The sequence below is a fragment of the Catenibacterium sp. RTP21428st1_D7_RTP21428_210409 genome, assembly GCF_040227455.1.
Classification (GTDB): domain Bacteria; phylum Bacillota_I; class Bacilli_A; order Erysipelotrichales; family Coprobacillaceae; genus Catenibacterium; species Catenibacterium mitsuoka_A.
Map to the genome: position 1 here is coordinate 1 of NZ_JBEHVX010000041.1, position 18,770 is coordinate 18,770.

Genomic DNA, 18,770 nt, shown 5'->3' on the forward strand with positions numbered 1-18,770 from the left:
ATTATCTTAAAATTAGAATGTACAATCAATAATGAATCGATAGAGTTCATTAACTGATTACGTACATATTATACGAGGAGGTTAATATATGTTAGATGCATTTGCGAATAACTGGACAATACTTGTTATTTCCTTCTTTATCTATAGTTTCTGTGGGTGGATCTGGGAATCACTTGTCTGCCCTATTGCCACTGGTCATAAGATACATAACAGTGGTTTCTTAACTGGACCTTGCATTCCTATTTATGGATCAGGTGCAATTGTTGTATGTGCTTTATTTCCTATCTCTAAAGATTGGTCTCTTATCTTTATAGAAGGAGCTATTGTCGCATGCTTTATTGAATATCTCACATCTTATTTCATGGAAAAGATGTTCCATGCAAGATGGTGGGACTATTCTCAAATGAGATTTAATTTAAATGGTCGTATCTGCTTAGAAGGTTTCTTTATTTTTGGTTTCTTTTCTGTCTCTGCAGTAAAGAATGTACAGCCACATCTGACTCATATGCTTATTCAATATGATTATATTCCAATGGTTATTGCTTCTACTGTGTGTATCACACTATTCACAAGCGACTTAATTACTACATTTGTTGAAGCCACTCATCTTGCGAAAAAGCTTGAGACAGTCTCTCAGGATCTTAAGAAGTTTGCAGATGAACTAGAACTAGATATTCATAATGAAATTACAACAGATGATATCTTTAAGATTGGACGTCAATTAAGGGATAGCCACCGTGAACATCTTATTAAGAAATATTCACATCGTCGTTTAGTCAAGGCGTTCCCTGATATCTTAAACAAATATCACACAAAAACTCAGAAATAACGCATCTGAGTTTTTTTCTTTTGTGTAAACGTTTATAATAAACAAGAGGAGGTATGACCATGGAAAAGAATGCATTATTTAAACTCAGTTATGGTTTGTATGTATTAGGTGTAAATGATGGTAATAAGCCTAATGGCTGTATTATTAATACAGCTGTACAGCTCACAAGTAATCCTTATCGTATTGCAGTGACTGTGAATAAGGCGAATTACACTCATGATGTATTGATGAAATCAAAGAATATGACTTTATCTGTGCTTGATATCACATGCCCTTTTGATATCTTTAAACGATTTGGTTTTCAAAGTGGTAAGGAGGTTAATAAGTTTGATGGTTTTGATATGTACGATTTGAAAGACTCATTACCTTACTTAACACAATATGCGAATGCATATATGAAAGGTCATGTTATAGAAACATTGGATGAGTTAACACATACGATGTTTATTGTAGAACTTGATGATGCTATTATCTTAAATGAGCATGATTCTATGACATATGACTATTATTTCAAGAATGTGAAACCAAAACCAGAAAAGAAGAAAAAAGGATGGGTATGTAAGATTTGCGGATGGGTCTATGAAGGTGATGAATTACCTGAGGATTTAATCTGTCCTATCTGTAAACATCCAGCATCTGATTTTGAGCCACTTTAAGTAGGAGGAAATAAAATGTTTAATGTAAGACAAATAAGTGATGATTTTTATTATGTAGGAGGCAATGATAGACGTTTAGAACTATTTGAAAATGCTTATCCTATTCCAGATGGAATAAGTTATAATTCTTATTTATTAGTAGATGATAAGACTGTCTTATTAGATACTGCAGATGCAGCGATTGATCATCAGTTCTTAGAAAATGTAGAACATGTGCTAGATGGTAGAACACTTGATTATGTAGTAGTCAATCATATGGAGCCTGATCATTGTGCAACACTTTGTGATATTGTAGTACGTTATCCTGATATAAAGATTGTGGGGAATACTATGACATTCCGTATGATGAAGCAGTTCTTTGATTTTGATGTAGATCAACATGCTATAGTTGTCAAGGAAGGCGATACTTTAGAAACTGGACATCATGTATTAAGCTTCGTTACTACACCAATGGTTCATTGGCCTGAAGTCATGATGACTTATGATTCTACAACAGGTACCTTATTTAGCGCGGATGCATTTGGTACTTTTGGTGCACTTCATGGCAATCTATTTACAAGTGAAATGGATTTAGATGAATCATTCTGGAATGAAGCAAGACGTTATTATACAAATATTGTTGGTAAATATGGTATACAGGTGACTAATGCCTTAAAGAAAGCATCTACTCTTGATATTTCAATGCTTTGTCCACTGCATGGACCTATCTGGGATGAAGATATTAACTTAATGGTAGAACATACTGCTTCTTGGGCTGCTTATAAACCAGAAGTAAAGGGTGTTATGATTGCTTATGGTTCTATTTATGGCGGTACTGCCAATGCAGCTGAGATTCTTGCAAGTAAGTTAAGTGAAAAAGGTATTCACAACATTAAAGTATATGATGTATCTAAGACTGATCCATCTTATATCTTATCTGAAAGTTTTAAATATTCTCATTTAGTATTCGCAAGCGCATCTTATAATGCAGGTTTATTCACACCTATGCAGAACTTATTGATAGAAATCAAGGAACATCTTTTACAGAATCGTACATGTGTTTTAATTGAAAATGGTACATGGGCACCAAGTGCTAAGAAGACTATGAAAGCTATTCTTGAACCATTATCTTGGAATTATATCGGTGAAGAGCTCACTATTAAATCACGTATAAAAAATGCAGATTATGAAAAAATTGAAGCTCTTGCTGATGTAATTGTAGAAGATATGAATAAAGAACATCATATAAAAGAAGAAGCTCCTGTGCGTAAATGGCGCTGTAAGATCTGTGGCTATGAATATAGCGGAGAAGAACTTCCTGAAAACTTTATTTGTCCTCTATGTAAACATTCTGCTTCAGATTTTGAAGAAATAACTGAATAATACATACAGCCAAGTCGAAGAAACATTTGTTTCTTCGGCTTTTCTATTGACAACATATAAATATATTTATATAATTAAATATGTAAAAACGTTTATATGAGGAGGAGCCATGGAAAAGAGAAATGAATTCTTAAATGCGAATGAAGATGTTGTTTCAAAGGTTTTAGAGAATCAACCTGATGATGAATATCTTTATGATTTAGCAGATTTATTTAAGACATTTGGTGATTCTACAAGAATCAAGATTCTCTATGCTTTATTTGAAGGTGAACTATGTGTAGGTGATTTAGCTACTATATTACAGCTTTCTCAACCAGCCATTAGTCATCAGCTTAAAGTATTAAAGGATGCGAAACTAGTAAAGTTTAGAAGAGAAGGAAAGGTTATCTTCTATTCATTAGATGATGATCATGTAAGAAGTATTTTATCTATTGGAATGAATCATATTGAAGAGTAAAGGAGAAAATTATATGAAAAAGACTTATAAGGTAGATGTAGATTGCGCAAATTGTGCAAATAAGATGGAAGAAGCAGTAAAGAATACTGAAGGTGTTAAGGATGCCACTTTAAGTTTTATGACTTTAAAATTAAAGGTTGAGTTTGAGGAAGGTGTAGATCCTCAGGCAGTTATGGAAAAAGCAAGAGAAAATTGTAAAATTGTTGAGGATGATTGCGAAATCTTCCTTTAATAAGGAGTGATAGAAATGACAAAGAAGCAAAAGAATGTTTTAAATAGAATTATTATTGCGATTGTCTTATTGATTGTGATTACTGTATTTAAGACAATTGTCCCTGTACCAGGCTATGTCGAGTTTATCCTCTATTTAATCCCCTACTTTGTGATTGGACATGATATTTTAAGAAAATCTATTAAGAATATCAGTCATGGTCAGGTATTTGATGAAAATTTCTTAATGGCTGTTGCAACAATCGGGGCTATGTGTCTTGGTGAATATCTTGAAGGTTCTGCCGTTATGGTTTTCTATCAGATTGGTGAATTATTCCAAAGTATTGCGGTTGGTAAGAGCCGTAAGAATATCGCCGCTTTAATGGATATTCGTCCTGATTATGCCAATATCATGGTGAATGGAGAGATTGAAGAAGTAGATCCTGATGATGTAGAGATTGGTAGTGAAATCATTGTTAATCCTGGTGAAAAGGTTCCTATTGATGGAATTATTGTAGAGGGTGATACAACACTCAATACAAGTGCCTTAACAGGTGAAAGTGTGCCTCGTAATGCCCATTGTGGTGATGAGATCTATAGTGGTTCTATTAATATGACAGCACGTATCACAGTTAAAACAACAAAAGAATTTGGTGAATCAACAGTTTCTAAGATTCTTGATCTTGTAGAAAATTCAAGTATGAAGAAATCCAAGACAGAAAACTTTATTACGAAGTTTGCAAAGTATTATACACCTGTTGTATGTTATAGTGCGCTCGCTTTGGCTGTTATTCCCCCTATTGTCTTAACTATTATGGGACAGCCTGCCCATTTCGGTGACTGGATTTTTAGAGCCCTCACATTCTTAGTAATCAGCTGTCCTTGTGCTCTTGTTATTTCTATTCCATTAAGTTTCTTTGGTGGTATTGGATGTGCCAGCAAGAACGGTATTCTTGTAAAAGGTTCTAACTACCTAGAAACGTTATCCGATGTTAAGTACTTCGTATTTGATAAGACAGGTACATTGACTAAGGGTGTATTTGAAGTGACTGATGTTGTACCTGCAGAAGGTTTTGATAAAGATCACTTACTTGAATATGCTGCTTATGCAGAAAGTGCTTCAACACATCCTATCAGCGTCAGCTTAAAGAAAGCTTATAATCAAAAAATCGATAACACACTTGTAGATCATATTCAGGAAATTGCAGGACATGGTGTAGAAGCAGACTATAAGGGTCATCATATTCTTGCAGGTAATGCGAAATTAATGAAGTTAAAAGGTATTGATTATAGTGCTTATACAAAGGCTGGTACACTTGTATATGTAGCAGTTGATGACAAATATGCAGGTTGTATTGTGATTTCTGATATTATCAAGGATCATGCTAAAGAAGCTATTAGTGGTTTGAAATCATTAGGGGCTAAGGAAACTGTTATGTTAACAGGTGATAGTGCTTCTACTGCAGATCTTGTAGCCAATACAATTGGTATTGATACAGTACATAGTGAACTTCTTCCTGCAGATAAGGTAGAAGAAGTAGAAAAGTTGTTAGCTAAGAAATCAGAAAAAGAAAAACTTGCCTTTGTTGGTGATGGTATCAATGATGCACCAGTACTCTCTCGTGCTGATATTGGTATTGCGATGGGTGGTCTTGGTAGTGATGCTGCCATTGAAGCAGCAGATGTTGTTTTGATGGATGATGATCCATTAAAGATTTCCCTTGCAATGAAGATTTCTTCTAAGACATTAAAAATTGTGAAACAGAATATCGTCTTTGCGTTAGCTGTTAAGTTCATCTGTTTAGTATTAGGTGCACTTGGTATTGCGAATATGTGGCTTGCAATATTTGCAGATGTAGGTGTTATGATTCTTGCAGTAATGAACGCAACACGTGCTCTCACAATTCATAATTAAAGGTATCCTCAGGGGTGCCTTTTTGCATAGATAGAGCTTCTTATATTTGATATAATTAAATGGAGGTGTTCTACATGGCAACTACAAATTTAAATATCTACACAGATCAAAAAGAAGAAATATTCAATGAACTTGAAATACCCAATGATACTACAGCTACTGCCATTGAAGAAGGCAGAAAAATAATGAATGATCCTTCTACTCCGAGATATTCTAGTATCGAAGCGCTTAAGAAAGCATTAGACGTATAAAATAAAAACAGGTGGATAAATATGCCATTATGCATAATCTCCACCTGTTTTCTATTCTGTATAGAGAAATCATCTAGATAAGTATACCTTTTAGATGATCACATTCATGCTGAATGATCTGTGCTGTAAAACCAGTAAAAGTTTTAATCTTCTTCTTAAATGATTCATCAAAGTAAGAGACCTTGATTGTTTCATAACGTTTAACTGACTTTTGTCCTACATGAGATAAGCATCCCTCTTCACATTCATGATAGTTACCACTTGTTTTAATAATTTCAGGATTATACATCACATGCATCTTTTCATCTTCTAAAAAGATAATAACTGCTTTATTATAGCCAATCATATTCCCTGCCATACCAACACATTCATGAAGATGTGCTTGAAGTGTATCCTTTAAATCAGTGCCTATATATAAATCTTCTTTCGTTGCTTTTTCTGCCACCTGAGATAAGAAGAAATCATCCTTTACTATTTCTTTAATCATTTCTACATCCTCCTGAAATCTATTATAACATAAGAAAACAGGCTCATAAGAGCCTGTTAAGCATATTATAATCCTTTTTCAGTTAATTCTCTTGCAACATCATCTTTGATTGTTACACCTTCTTCTTCAAGTCTTGCAATAGTATCTGCAAACTGAGGAAGGTATTTCTTATGGGCGATTAATAATTCATCCATAATACGTTTCGCTTTAGCACCCGCTACAATCTGTGGATTGATTGTGAAAGCCTGTAATAGAGTTCCATAATCACCTGTTACAGCAGCTTCTTCAACACATAATTCCATGTTCTTCATGCACTGTACCCATCCTCTTTCTGCTGGTTCTAATGGACCAAAAGCGATTGGACGTGCACCAGTACTTCCAATATAAGAAGATACTTCTACGGCACAATCAACTGGAAGATCAGGTACTGCACCATTATTCTTAGTAGTTACAACGATATGACTTAACTTATTTCCATAAATAGATGCAATTGTTTCACAAGCTGCATCACTGTAATGTGCACCGCCACGTTTTGCAAGCTGTTCTGGCTTATGATCTAGGTTAGGATCCTTATATAATTCAAATAATTCATGTTCAGTCTGCTGTACCTGCTGACCTCTTGTTCCAACATTAGGATCATTGTATTCCTTTAAACCGTGTGCTAACATTTCTTCTTCACGATAGTAATATCTATGATATCCACAAGGAATCATATTCATACGTAATAACTGTTCTTTAAAGAATGGGATATCATGAATATTAGCTGGAATACCCATATCTTTACCTTCATACATTGCATTGATGATGTCTTTAGTCACTTCATGACCATTTTCATCAAATACTTTATGCCAATGGAAATGGTTTAAACCTGCAAACTTGTAAGTTAACTGATCCAATGTTTTTCCAATTGTTTTTGGTTCATCCATCATAGCACCTACTGGTACGTTACATAAACCAATAACCTTATCCCACTTACCATATTTCATAACTGATTCAGTAACCATTCCACTTGGGTTAGTGAAGTTGATTAACCATGCATCAGGACATAATTCCTTCATATCTTCTACGATACTTAAGATAACTGGAATAGTACGTAATGCCTTAAACATACCTCCCGCACCATTTGTTTCCTGTCCTAACATTCCATAAGAAAATGGAATTCTTTCATCCTTGATACGTGCATTTAATAAACCTACTCTAAACTGTGTAGTAACGAAGTCAGCTTCTGGTAATGCTTCTCTACGATCTAATGTAAGATGTACTTTTACATCATAAGGAGATGCATCCCACATTCTCTGTGCCATTTCTCCTACGATTTCAAGTTTTTCTTTACCATCTTCGATATCACATAGCCAGATTTCTCTGATTGGTAATTCATCATATCTCTTGATGAACCCTTCCATTAATTCTGGTGTATAGCTACTGCCTCCACCAATAGTAACGATTTTTACGCCTTCTTTATTCATTGTTGCGTTCCTCCTTCGACAACAACATTATACGTAAAAGAAATAAAGAAAACAGTAAAATGTAAGCGAAAACAACAGTGTTCTCTTTTTGTTCCTTATTTCTAAGGTTTTTAGGGAACACTGTTCTATTTGATGATTGGATTATCTGTTTTTCTACCATGGTCTGTAAATATGTTTTCACATTCCATAGAAGTCACTGTTTTATTTTCTAAATGTTCATCATAGCTGGTATTAAAATAACCTGCATAAAGAACATCAAGTAGATAAAGTAAAGAAAGATTAAAAGAGAATGTACCTAAATTATCAATTAATTTTTCTCTTGTGGATACATATAAACAGCAGTCTGACTGACTAGAAAGAGAGTTAGTCCCATAAGTTGTAATAGTGATAAAGGATAACTTTCTTTCAACTAATTTATGACAGATAAAGAGGCATTTTGATGTTTCACCAGAATAGCTGATGAGAATAAATAATGTATTGCTGCTACAATAACATGCTTCATAAAAAGCTTCATCTGTGCTATCAAAAATATTTACCTTCTTACCAATTTTCATCATCTTTTCTTTAAAGGTATACGCAATTCCCTTCTGGGCACCTGATACAACAATCTCAATATGTTCCTTCTTTTCAATACGATTGATAGCTTCCTGAAGTGTATCATGATTGAGTAAAGAAATCGTATCTTGCAACGTTTCATCATAAAGTAATCCTACTTTATTCGCAATCACTATATTCTTATCATTTTGGGAGAATGGTCTATTACTGTCTATTTTCTGAAAGTGTGTGGATAAGTATCGTATTTCTTCTAAATACTGTTTCTTGAAGTCATTAAATCCTTCAAATCCTAATTTCTGTACAAAACGGACAACTGACGATGGGGCTAAAAATACTTCCTTTGCAACTGTTCTTACTGTCGCATTTTCTAGTTGTATGCCCTGACTTGTCAAGTACTGTCCTAATCTTTTTTCATTAGGATTCATTGGACATTTTTCTAATGATTCTCTTATTAACATAGTTCTTTAAAAGGTATGAATGGCTCAGTCGTTTTATCTAATCTCTTTTCTAGATAAACTACATCTAGCCACTGATCAAACTTATAGCCACATTCATGGAAATGAGCGGCTTCTTTAAAACCGTATTTTTCATGAAAAGCGATACTTGCATCATTTGGATAAGTGATACATCCATAAAGATTCGTAATATTCATTCTTGTAAGATAGTCAATCAAAGCATTATAAAGAAGATGACCTATTCCTTTATGACGCTTTCCATCATCGATATAAATAGATAATTCTGCAGAATGATCATAGGCACGACGATCATACAATGTCCCTGCATAAGCATATCCTATCACTTCTCCCTCTTCTACTGCGACTAGATATGGATATTTTTCTAAAGTATGACTGATACGATCTGCCATTTCTTTAACTGTCGGTGGTTCTAATTCAAATGTGATAGTTGTATTAAGGACATAGGGTGCATAAATCTTCTGGATAGACTCTGCATCCTCTACTGTTGCGATTCTAATAGTAATCATCATTGCTCCTCCTTATTATTTATCATATTTTATAATATTCTCAAAAAATTATAAAGTCTTAAACAATCGACTTAGCAATACTTGTGAAAACAATTTTGTGTCTGATAATCAGTATTTTCTTTTAAAAGATTACGTTAAGATTATATTTTAAAATTGATTACTTTACAATCGTCGCTTAGAAATAAGCACATCATCTTATGAAACGATCAATATAGTACGTGACATTATATTTATGCATATGAAGAGAGGGATTCTCTACTGGTTTCGCATAAAAAAAGTACCATGTATCACATTTTTTACATGTTTAACAGATGATGAATATGAACCGCCCCTGCCAAGTAGACAGGTGAAATAATTAAAAACATGTACCTATGCATAATGTGCTGCCTTATATTTCTGTATCGCCTTGTTCTCAGGTATTGGATACTGAATTGGATTCTCATTGCACAATGCTTCACTTCTTACTTCATAATGTGTTCTCACACCAAATCTTCGTTGATATCTTTCATAACTGTAATGTCTTACCCATTCTTTTATTGCCACTTCTAATTCCTCTCTTATCCTTTAATTCTATATAATCACTATATAACTTTACCCATACAAGTACTGTCCCGCATGCAGGAATTTTATATTTTACTGCAATATCTCTTAGTGATCCGTCTCCAGCTAGATGTGCTTCTACAACCTTCCTTTTAAACTCCTTGGTATATAATTCATTTGCAGGCTTCTCATCGAATGCAGAATCGCCATATGCTTGAAATATTCTAATCCACCTTTGAACTGTAGTTATACATACATTTATTTCTTGTGTTAGACTAGTAACTGATTCACTGCCATCTAAGTATCTTCTACATATTTCAATTTTCTCTTCCCATAAAAAAACTCCTCAGCAAACAGTGATTTTAATTATCTACACTGTCTACTAGGAGGTCATCATATCACGTTGCAGAGCATTATTTTAATTTTAATGTCTGCAGGATAAGTGCGAGGTTATCATTTGTCAAATTGCAGTATTCGATTAAATTCGCCAGTTTATCGCACTGTTCACCGTCACCGATGATGTCGAAACGACTGCGTCAGATTGTTGGTAAGATTCTATCATCATTATCAGGGTCATAATGGCCAAATGAACGTTCCATGTATTCATATGCAATAGGATTAACATCCGGTTTAAAGAATGTACAAACACAATTGAATAACCATTCCGGGTCGATGTTTGAGATAAAACCGTCATATCCGTCTGCTTCGATGTTATTTTCATATCCAGCTTGAATAAAAGCGTTCCGGCACTGTTCCTGATAAGGTCGATATTTTTTCCTAAGTTCAGGATTGCGTTGAATGTCTATGGCTTTAATGCATTTGAAGTCAACATCTGGATGTTCCACATCTAAAAAATGACAGAATGTGTTAATCAATTTGATAGGCACAAAAGTCAGAGACTATTTGTCTGTAAATTTCATGTTATCAAGTATCATAATAATGCTCCTTTCTGAGTGTAATTATTTTCTGATAATTTAATTATACAACACACATCTTCAGAATAGAAGATGCGTGTTATAAGATAGAGTAATATTGTTTCATAGAACGTGCAATGTCACGTTTGGTCTGTTTCTCTTTTAAGGAATGACGTTTGTCATAATTGTTTTTGCCTTCTGTCTGTTGGTTGGCTTCCTACCAAAGTGCTGCCTATCCTTGATGGACTGTAATCTTGCATTTTACTTATTTTTCTTATAAAGTAAAGAATGCTCAATAAGAAAACATATATTAAGGACTGAATCCATTATTGGGTTCAGTCCTTTTAATACTATATTCCTGATACAACTTTAATCATTAATAATACTAATACAATTGGAATGACTGGTTTAATAATCTTAGAACCGTTATTCACAACCATTCCAGCACCTACATAATGTCCTGCAATACTAAAGCATGAAGCAGCAAGTCCTAATCCCCATAAAATCTTTCCTGCTAAGATAAATGTGACTAATGCTGAAATGTTTGAAGATAGATTTACTACCTTTACATTTCCTGTTGCCTTATCTATTGGCATTTTCGCAAACTTAGTAAATACTAGTAATAAGAATGTACCTGTCCCTGGACCATAGAATCCATCATAGCAGCCAATCACAAATGAGCACACAATCGCAATCAAATACTGTTTAGTCTTTGTCATTCCCACTGGAACTTCTACATCCATATTCTTATCTTTTAATACACAGATTGCGACAACTGGTAAAAGAACAACTAGTACCATCTTTAAAATATGATCACTCATAATGAGTGTAAGATTTGCGCCTGCGACAGAACCAATGAGTGCGCCAATGACTGTTCCTGGTACAAATCCCCAATCTACTTTTTTATTCTTAATAAGTCTTGCAGTCGATACAACAGTGCCTGTTGATGATGATAGCTTATTTGTCGCAATTGCAGCGTGTACTGGTATTCCTGCAAACATATAGGCTGGAAGCGAAATTAGACCTCCCCCACCTGCAATTGAATCTACAAAGCCCGCTAGAAAGACTAACGGACATACAATGAAATAAATTCCCATTTTCCTTTTCCTTTACATAAGATATAAGAGGTGAATACCTCGATTTTCTATTGTAGCGATTTAGGAAAGAGATGTAAACTACCTTTTTATCTGAGAAAAATTTAATATGTTTTGTTAGACAGTATCTAGCAAAGTTCAAAAACTCTATTTTAAGGTAAAACAAAAACTCCCAAAAGGGAGTTTTTGAATGTCTCTTGTAATAAGTGATAAATAATATTATCTCTTTGAGAACTGTGGAGCACGTCTTGCTTTTTTAAGACCGTATTTCTTACGTTCTTTAACTCTTGAATCACGAGTTAATAAGCCAGCAGCCTTTAATGTTGGTCTGTAATCAGAACCAGCTTCAAGTAAAGCTCTTGCGATACCATGACGGATAGCACCAGCCTGACCTGAGATACCTCCACCATTAACATTAACTTTTACATCGAACTTATCCTTTGTACCAGTTAATTCTAATGGCTGGTCAACGATCATTAATAATACGTCTGAAGGAAGGTATTCCTTAGCAGCCTTACCGTTGATTTCGCATTTACCAGTACCTGGTGTTAAGATAACACGAGCTACTGAAGATTTTCTACGACCTGTTCCTCTGTACTGTACGTTTGCCATTTATTCTTCCTCCTACTTTAACTTTAATTCTACTGGTTTCTGAGCAGCATGTGGATGTTCACTACCAGCATAAACAAATAATTTCTTAGCCTGCTGTCTGCCAAGAGTGTTGTGTGGAAGCATACCTTTGATGGCAGTTTCTACGAATCCAGTTGGATTCTGTTCCTGGAACTGTCTAGCAGTTTTAACTTTTAAACCACCTAAGAATCCAGAATGGTGATAGTACTTCACCTTGTCTAACTTCTTACCTGTCATTACTACTTTTTCTGCATTGATGATAACTACATAGTCACCAGTGTCTACATGTGGAGTATAAGTAGGCTTGTTCTTACCTCTTAATACTGTAGCAACCTGAGATGCTAAACGACCTAATGTAAGACCAGTTGCATCTACAACATACCATTTTCTTTCAATTGTGGCTTCTTTAGCCATTGTTGTTTGTCTCATTCTTTTTTCTCCTTTTAAAATAACCTTACCGGGGTCTTTTTAAAATGATTTTATCCAGGGAAACGTATTGTCCGTTGATAAGGGTCAGACTGTTTCCTGAACAAACAAACTCATGCATTCTTGTATCAAGGTGTAATACCCCTTGAACAGAACAATCTTATTATAGCAACACTCGCACTTTTGTCAATGATTAAAGGAAAAATTCTCTTGAATTTTTCTATTGTTTTCCTTTCTTGAATTCAATGTGATCAAGAACATGAAGATGAAATTCTTTAGCTAGTTTTTCTATGTAATGATACATCTCGCAGCTGAGTTGTTCAGGTGAATGAGCATCTAATCCAAGAATAATATCATTGCCTATCATAGAGGCAATCTGGAAGAAATAGGCATTGGCATAAGGATAAACATCCTTCCCATTCATCTTCACTTCGCCTTTACGTACACCTCCTGCATTAAGTTCTAGAGGGGTGTTTGTGGCTTTTGCCTTCTTACATATACGTAAGATGACTTCTTTACTGACATCGTCTATTTTCCCATATCCCATTAAAAAGAGATCTGGATGGGCAATGTAAGTGAATAGTCCAGTATCCATGGCTTTTTCTAATTCTTCGACATAATTGAGTAAATCTTTTTTTGTAAGATTCTTTCTTCCATAGTAACAGTCATGGATGCTATGTTTATGGAAATGATGCCCTAGAATCAAATAATCAACTTCTCCAGAGCTTAATAAGTTCTGATAGTAATCTAGGTAGTCTTCGAAGTATTCTGCCTCAAATCCCTTATATATCTTGATATAGTGAAAATGCTTCTGACAGTTATTAAGCGCATCTAGATAATCTTCTTTTTCATCATAAGGCATACGCATCTTAGGACCATTTCTTAAAAAAGCACCTATACATGATTTAAGACCTTGAATAGAACGAATTGAAGGAAGTGAATGAAAAAGATGAGAACGGTAATGAGGTAAAGCGATATGACAGCTCATGCCTATTTCTTGATAGCCTTCATGTAATGCTGCTTCTATCATTTCATATTCATTTCCTACTGCATGTCCACAGCGATATGTGTGGGTATGATAGTTAATCATCTTCTTCATAATACACTTCCTGTAAGTAAAGACCTTCTGGTTTGGCCTTAAATAAACATTTTTTCTTTCCTTTTGATTCAAGTAGTTCTTCTACAAGTTCCTTTGTACGCCAATGAGATCCTACTTGAATAAGTGCACCAGAGATTAAACGTACCATATAGCGCCGGAATCCATTGCCTACAAATCTCATTGTGACAATCCCATCTTCCTCTTGTATATCAATTGTTTCTATAACACGGATTGTATCCCCTAAACCGTTAAAGACACAAAATGAGGCAAAGTCATGTTCTCCTAGAAAGATTTGAGCACATTCCCTCATAGCTTCTATATCTAATGGACGATTGTGCTGATAGACATAGAGTCTCTCAATTGGGTTATAAGGTTTTGTAGAAACAAGATAACGATATTCTTTCTTTTTTGCACTATAGCGTGCATGAAAAGATTCATCAACTATGAATGACTCTTTGATATAGATATCTTCAGGAAGGAAATTGTTTAAGGCACGGATCCATTGTTTTTCAGGTATTTCTTTATTGATATCAAAATGAAATACCTGTCCTACTGCATGGACACCTGCATCTGTTCTTCCTGATGAGTGAATTGTGACTTCTTCATGAGTGATCTTATAAATGGCTTTTTGTATTTCTTCTTGTACTGTACGTTTATCTGGCTGGATCTGCCAGCCATAGAAGTGTGTACCATCATAAGTCACTATACATTTTATTCTCATAGTATAAAGCTCAATACTACAACACCTGTCACAACAATGAGTGAAAAGATGAGAGAAAGTGTATCACCTAAATCCCACTTTACCTGATGGTAACGTGTTCTTGTTGCTTCTGGGTTATAGTTTCTACTTTCCATAGCATTTGCGAGATCATCTGCACGCATAAAGGCAGAGATAAATAACGGAATAATTAAAGAGACAATAGCGGATACCTTCTCTTTAAATGTGCCTTCCTGGAAGTCTACACCTCTGGATGCCTGTGCTTTCATGATTCTTTGTGTTTCTTCTAATAATGTAGGAATGAATCGTAAAGCGATAGAAATCATCATCGCAATTTCATGAGTTGGGAAACCAACCTTCTTAAGTGGTCCAAAGAGTTTTTCTAGACCTAGTGTTAAGTCTAATGGCTTTGTACAAGCTGTTAGAAGGGTTGTCATAGAGATAATTAAGATTAAACGTATAAGAATATAGGCTGTCTGTTTTAGGGCTCCAGAATAGATTTTAACAGGTCCTAGAGTACATACGACAGAACCAGTCTGTAAGAATAAGAGATTGAATAAGGCAAGAAAAGCCATCATGAAGATCATTGGCTTCATAGCCTTCATAACATCCTTGAATGAAATCTTAGACAAAAGAAGACATAAAATGACATAGGCAGATAAAATACCATAACCAATAAAACCTGCATCAAAAAATACAGCAATTAAGAATAATAAAAGAAGACCTATTTTTAAACGTGGGTCTCTTTTATGTATAAAAGAGTTAAGAGGAAGATAACGTCCTATGATCATGCTATCCATTGTATTCTCCTCCTATTGCATCAACTAATTCATCTATATCTTTAATAGATGGGTTGATATGGAAACCACCCATATTAAGTTCCTGAATGAAATCAGTAATAACTGGTAAATCGATGCTCATTGATTCAAGATAATCTCTTTCACTAAAGAGTTCATCTACATCGCAATATCGTTCTACTTCACCATGGTTCATGACTACTACATGATCACAATATTGTAATACATGGTTCATATCATGAGAGACCATAATAACTGTCTTACCACTTTCCTGGAACTTCTTAAATAGTTCCAACATTTCTTTAGCCCCTTGTGGATCTAAACCTGCTGTTGGTTCATCTAAGACAAGAATATCTGGTTCCATGGCAAGTATTCCAGCAATGGCTACTCTTCTTTTTTGTCCACCTGATAATTCAAATGGTGACCTTTCAAGATATGATTCATCTAAGCCTACAAGCTTCAATACCTTACCTGCACGTTCTTTCGCCTCTTCTTCAGACATACCAAAGTTAGTAGGACCAAAGATAATATCTTTCTCAATTGTTTCTTCAAACAACTGATATTCTGGGAACTGGAAGACTAATCCAGCTTTTTTTCTCAATGGTTTAAGTACTTCTGGTTTTTCTCCAGCACGAATCACAAATTCATCAATATCTACTTCACCATTAGATGGTAAAAGTAAGGCATTGATATGCTGGATGAGAGTAGATTTACCACTTCCAGTATGACCAATAAGAGCTGTAAAGGAACCCTGAGGGATTTTTAAAGAGACATCCTTTAAGGCAATATATGAAAATGGAGTGTTTTCTCCATATATATAATTTACTTTTTTAAATTCAATTGACATAATTCTTTCACCAGCTTTTCTTTGTTTATGATTGGTTTAATTGGATATCCTGAATCATGAAGTTTTTTAGAAATCTTATAGGCAAATGGTACATCTAAACCAATACGTTCTAACTCTTCCTTTTGTGTTAATACTTTTTCAGGAGTTCCTTCATCAATAATGTGACCATTATCTAATAATATGACATGATCTGAAAGAGCTGCTTCTTCTATATCATGAGTAATAGAGAGAATAGTCATATTCTGTGTTTGATTGAGTTCATGAACAAGATTGTTGATTTCAATCTTACCACGAGGATCAAGCATGCTTGTGGCTTCATCTAAAATAATAATAGATGGATGCATTGCAAGAATTCCTGCAATAGCGACACGCTGCTTCTGTCCTCCTGAAAGTTTTGTAGGTTCATGATCTAGGAATTCAGTCATATTAACTTTTTTCGCATATGTCTGAATGATATCTTCCATATCTTCTGTAGGAACACATAGGTTCTCTAAACCAAAGGCAATATCATCTCTGACTGTTGAACCAATAAACTGGTTATCAGGATTTTGGAATACAATACCTACCTTTTCTCTGACATCATAGAGATGTTCTTCATCTAAGTGGATACCATCAACAGTGATATCACCTGTTTTTGGTTCTAGTAATCCTATGATTAATTTTGCAATAGTACTTTTACCAGAACCATTATGACCTAATACAACTGTATAGCTGCCTTTAGGTACTGAAAAAGAAATTTGATCAATTGTTTTGGCACCTTCTTCGTACTCAAAACTTAGATTATTTATATCTACCGCATTTGCCATGGTTAGCCTCCTAATTATTAAAACACGTGTTCTAAGTGTATCATTTTATTTTTGTTTCATCAATATATTCATATTCTGAGTACTGATCATCTATTTCCCCGGCAATACTGAGTTTATAGTTAAGATTTTCTTTATAGTTAAGTGAGAAATAACAGCTATAAAGAATATCTAAAATACAGGTAATAGATTCAGTGGATGCAAAATCACCAATCTTAGTATTCAACATTTCTCTTGATGAGATTCTTAAGCTCACATCTGATAATTTAACAAGTGTACTTTTAGAGATACTAGTAATCGCAATAATTGGTGTATGTTTACTTTTTAGTTTCTTCGCAAGATGGATTATATGTGTTGTTTCACCAGAATAAGAGATAATAATGGCACAGTGTTCAGGCCCACTCATGGATGCTTGAACTAGGTCATTACCAGATATCATAACGGTATCAACACGTTCTTGAATAGAATACATCTTTTGGGCAAAAGATTGAGCCAAATGTTGTTTATTAGGGCGAGTATAGATATCAATATACTTGGCATCTCTTAAGAGTTTTAATGCATTCATGAGATCATCATGTTTCATCAAGTTTTTTGTATCTTCTATTGTCTCTTCATGTAGTTTAAATATATTATTTGATATGACAGAAATATCATCACTTATTAGAAACGGAATAGATGCATCAATGTCTTGAGATGCATACATATACTCTAATTCTTCTAGAAATGCTTGTTTGAATTGATTCCAGCCATCATAACCTATTTTCTTCGCGATACGTATTAATAGTGAAGGGCTAGTAAAAGTAGCTTCTGCAATCTCTTTAGTAGTCATATTTTTAATATCCATGCCTTTATTTAAAATAAATTGGATAATGAGTGCTTCAGAATCACTGAAATGTGTTTGTTCAATTTGATGAATGATCATAGTTTTCACCTCTATCGCCCATTATAGTGAAAAGAGGTCTAAAACGCAAAGAAAACAGCTTTTAGGCTGTTTTCTTTAAGTCTTCTATCTTTTGTTTAAATTCTTTCAGTCGTCTTTGTTCTTCTTGATAGCTAGAATAAAGATGATCGACTTCATCCATATAGTATTGATTTTTCTCTTTTGAGAAATAATGTCCTATGCTGTTTTTAGCACGTTCATTTAGTTCTTTTTTTATTGCTTCTAGATTTTCCATATGACCCATTAACTGATTCTTCTTTTCATCATATGTTTCCTCAAGTTTATCTACATTTATAAGTATATCGTTATTCTTATCAATATCTTTTAAATGTTTCTGATCACTAAAATAACGATTGAATGAATCTTTTGCTCTACTAATAGCCTTCTTATAAAGCTCATCTTTATCATCGCACTTCAACTGAGTGGATAATATATGTAGAGATATATTATAGTGATCGGAAGCGGGAGTTTGATTTACTGAAGGTTTTGGACGCTTTATGCTGACTTGTCGAGGGTCAGTGGAATATGTATAAGAAGCTTGCTGAAGGCTTTTTATGTTTGATTTCATACTAGTGACTCCCTCCTTTCCGATTACAGTTGTATCATAATCAAGAATTTACACGATGACAACAGTATTTTTTCAATTGTAAACAACATATACAAATGAATTCCCTTACAATGTGAAATTGTGTGAATGAATTTTTCGTAAAAAAAAGGGTCTTTAATTTTTGTGGGGGTCAGACCTTCGCTCTAAATATTTGGGGGTCTTGGAAACAGCACCTTTAAATCTGT

At 34.3% G+C, this 18,770-nt stretch carries 24 protein-coding genes; 7 read left to right on the forward strand and 17 right to left on the reverse strand.

What is annotated here, in order from left to right; translation table 11 throughout:
- Nucleotides 1-88 precede the first annotated feature (88 nt).
- The 7 genes from ABUA27_RS07200 (at nucleotide 89) to ABUA27_RS07230 (ending at nucleotide 5,680) form a co-directional block, all read left to right on the forward strand.
- The gene (locus tag ABUA27_RS07200) at nucleotides 89-829 is read left to right on the forward strand and encodes a putative ABC transporter permease (protein WP_129981773.1); all 741 of its coding nucleotides are present in this window, start codon (nucleotides 89-91) and stop codon (nucleotides 827-829) included.
- 59 nt (nucleotides 830-888) lie between these two features.
- Nucleotides 889-1,485, forward strand: a complete 597-nt coding sequence (locus tag ABUA27_RS07205; protein ID WP_129981774.1) for a flavin reductase — start codon at nucleotides 889-891, stop codon at nucleotides 1,483-1,485.
- A 15-nt stretch (nucleotides 1,486-1,500) separates the two neighbouring features.
- Nucleotides 1,501-2,847 (forward strand): oxygen-binding di-iron domain-containing protein, encoded by a 1,347-nt coding sequence (locus tag ABUA27_RS07210; protein ID WP_129981775.1) that lies wholly within the window; start codon nucleotides 1,501-1,503, stop codon nucleotides 2,845-2,847.
- Between the two features lie 109 nt (nucleotides 2,848-2,956).
- The gene (locus ABUA27_RS07215; RefSeq protein ID WP_006505676.1) at nucleotides 2,957-3,304 is read left to right on the forward strand and encodes an ArsR/SmtB family transcription factor; all 348 of its coding nucleotides are present in this window, start codon (nucleotides 2,957-2,959) and stop codon (nucleotides 3,302-3,304) included.
- A 13-nt stretch (nucleotides 3,305-3,317) separates the two neighbouring features.
- A complete protein-coding gene (locus tag ABUA27_RS07220) occupies nucleotides 3,318-3,536 on the forward strand; it encodes a cation transporter (RefSeq protein WP_040389865.1) in 219 nt (72 codons plus the stop codon).
- A gap of 15 nt (nucleotides 3,537-3,551) precedes the next feature.
- Nucleotides 3,552-5,429 (forward strand): heavy metal translocating P-type ATPase, encoded by a 1,878-nt coding sequence (locus ABUA27_RS07225; RefSeq protein WP_349820481.1) that lies wholly within the window; start codon nucleotides 3,552-3,554, stop codon nucleotides 5,427-5,429.
- 74 nt (nucleotides 5,430-5,503) lie between these two features.
- Entirely contained in the window at nucleotides 5,504-5,680 is a 177-nt protein-coding gene (locus ABUA27_RS07230) for a hypothetical protein (protein WP_192924037.1), read from the forward strand.
- Nucleotides 5,681-5,753: 73 nt separating this feature from the next.
- Here the strand turns inward: ABUA27_RS07230 and ABUA27_RS07235 are convergent, their stop codons facing one another.
- The 17 genes from ABUA27_RS07235 to ABUA27_RS07315 form a co-directional block, all read right to left on the reverse strand.
- On the reverse strand, nucleotides 5,754-6,167 hold the full coding sequence (locus ABUA27_RS07235) for a peptide deformylase (RefSeq protein WP_129981777.1): 414 nt from the start codon (nucleotides 6,165-6,167) through the stop codon (nucleotides 5,754-5,756).
- 65 nt (nucleotides 6,168-6,232) lie between these two features.
- Nucleotides 6,233-7,633 carry a 6-phospho-beta-glucosidase gene (locus ABUA27_RS07240; protein ID WP_129981778.1) on the reverse strand — a complete coding sequence of 467 codons (1,401 nt, stop codon included), beginning with the start codon at nucleotides 7,631-7,633 and terminating at the stop codon, nucleotides 6,233-6,235.
- Nucleotides 7,634-7,758: 125 nt separating this feature from the next.
- Nucleotides 7,759-8,646 (reverse strand): MurR/RpiR family transcriptional regulator, encoded by an 888-nt coding sequence (locus ABUA27_RS07245; RefSeq protein WP_287846285.1) that lies wholly within the window; start codon nucleotides 8,644-8,646, stop codon nucleotides 7,759-7,761.
- Nucleotides 8,640-9,170: a GNAT family N-acetyltransferase gene (locus ABUA27_RS07250; RefSeq protein WP_238634546.1), complete on the reverse strand. Its 531-nt coding sequence runs from the start codon at nucleotides 9,168-9,170 to the stop codon at nucleotides 8,640-8,642. The genes ABUA27_RS07245 and ABUA27_RS07250 overlap by 7 nt, the downstream gene beginning before the upstream one ends.
- A gap of 369 nt (nucleotides 9,171-9,539) precedes the next feature.
- Nucleotides 9,540-9,713 (reverse strand): hypothetical protein, encoded by a 174-nt coding sequence (locus ABUA27_RS07255; protein ID WP_161220314.1) that lies wholly within the window; start codon nucleotides 9,711-9,713, stop codon nucleotides 9,540-9,542.
- Nucleotides 9,676-10,032 (reverse strand): hypothetical protein, encoded by a 357-nt coding sequence (locus ABUA27_RS07260; RefSeq protein WP_161220316.1) that lies wholly within the window; start codon nucleotides 10,030-10,032, stop codon nucleotides 9,676-9,678. Before ABUA27_RS07260 ends, ABUA27_RS07255 begins: the two co-directional genes overlap by 38 nt.
- A gap of 214 nt (nucleotides 10,033-10,246) precedes the next feature.
- Nucleotides 10,247-10,597, reverse strand: coding sequence for a hypothetical protein (locus ABUA27_RS07265; protein WP_349820482.1), 351 nt, complete (start codon nucleotides 10,595-10,597; stop codon nucleotides 10,247-10,249).
- A gap of 377 nt (nucleotides 10,598-10,974) precedes the next feature.
- Entirely contained in the window at nucleotides 10,975-11,721 is a 747-nt protein-coding gene (locus tag ABUA27_RS07270) for a TSUP family transporter (protein ID WP_288208724.1), read from the reverse strand.
- A 216-nt stretch (nucleotides 11,722-11,937) separates the two neighbouring features.
- Nucleotides 11,938-12,330, reverse strand: a complete 393-nt coding sequence (rpsI, locus tag ABUA27_RS07275; protein WP_006505661.1) for a 30S ribosomal protein S9 — start codon at nucleotides 12,328-12,330, stop codon at nucleotides 11,938-11,940.
- A 12-nt stretch (nucleotides 12,331-12,342) separates the two neighbouring features.
- Nucleotides 12,343-12,777 carry a 50S ribosomal protein L13 gene (rplM, locus tag ABUA27_RS07280; RefSeq protein ID WP_006505660.1) on the reverse strand — a complete coding sequence of 145 codons (435 nt, stop codon included), beginning with the start codon at nucleotides 12,775-12,777 and terminating at the stop codon, nucleotides 12,343-12,345.
- A 217-nt stretch (nucleotides 12,778-12,994) separates the two neighbouring features.
- Nucleotides 12,995-13,873 (reverse strand): PHP domain-containing protein, encoded by an 879-nt coding sequence (locus ABUA27_RS07285; protein ID WP_287846656.1) that lies wholly within the window; start codon nucleotides 13,871-13,873, stop codon nucleotides 12,995-12,997.
- Complete coding sequence (gene truA / locus ABUA27_RS07290) at nucleotides 13,857-14,594, reverse strand: tRNA pseudouridine(38-40) synthase TruA (protein WP_349820483.1); 738 nt, start codon at nucleotides 14,592-14,594, stop codon at nucleotides 13,857-13,859. The genes ABUA27_RS07285 and truA overlap by 17 nt, the downstream gene beginning before the upstream one ends.
- Nucleotides 14,591-15,391, reverse strand: coding sequence for an energy-coupling factor transporter transmembrane component T family protein (locus ABUA27_RS07295; RefSeq protein ID WP_022425033.1), 801 nt, complete (start codon nucleotides 15,389-15,391; stop codon nucleotides 14,591-14,593). Before ABUA27_RS07295 ends, truA begins: the two co-directional genes overlap by 4 nt.
- Nucleotides 15,384-16,235, reverse strand: coding sequence for an energy-coupling factor transporter ATPase (locus ABUA27_RS07300; protein WP_129981976.1), 852 nt, complete (start codon nucleotides 16,233-16,235; stop codon nucleotides 15,384-15,386). Before ABUA27_RS07300 ends, ABUA27_RS07295 begins: the two co-directional genes overlap by 8 nt.
- Nucleotides 16,211-17,041, reverse strand: coding sequence for an energy-coupling factor transporter ATPase (locus tag ABUA27_RS07305; protein ID WP_129981975.1), 831 nt, complete (start codon nucleotides 17,039-17,041; stop codon nucleotides 16,211-16,213). Before ABUA27_RS07305 ends, ABUA27_RS07300 begins: the two co-directional genes overlap by 25 nt.
- A gap of 40 nt (nucleotides 17,042-17,081) precedes the next feature.
- Nucleotides 17,082-17,960, reverse strand: coding sequence for a MurR/RpiR family transcriptional regulator (locus ABUA27_RS07310; RefSeq protein WP_129981974.1), 879 nt, complete (start codon nucleotides 17,958-17,960; stop codon nucleotides 17,082-17,084).
- A 61-nt stretch (nucleotides 17,961-18,021) separates the two neighbouring features.
- The gene (locus ABUA27_RS07315) at nucleotides 18,022-18,396 is read right to left on the reverse strand and encodes a hypothetical protein (protein WP_281073636.1); all 375 of its coding nucleotides are present in this window, start codon (nucleotides 18,394-18,396) and stop codon (nucleotides 18,022-18,024) included.
- Nucleotides 18,397-18,770 lie beyond the last annotated feature (374 nt).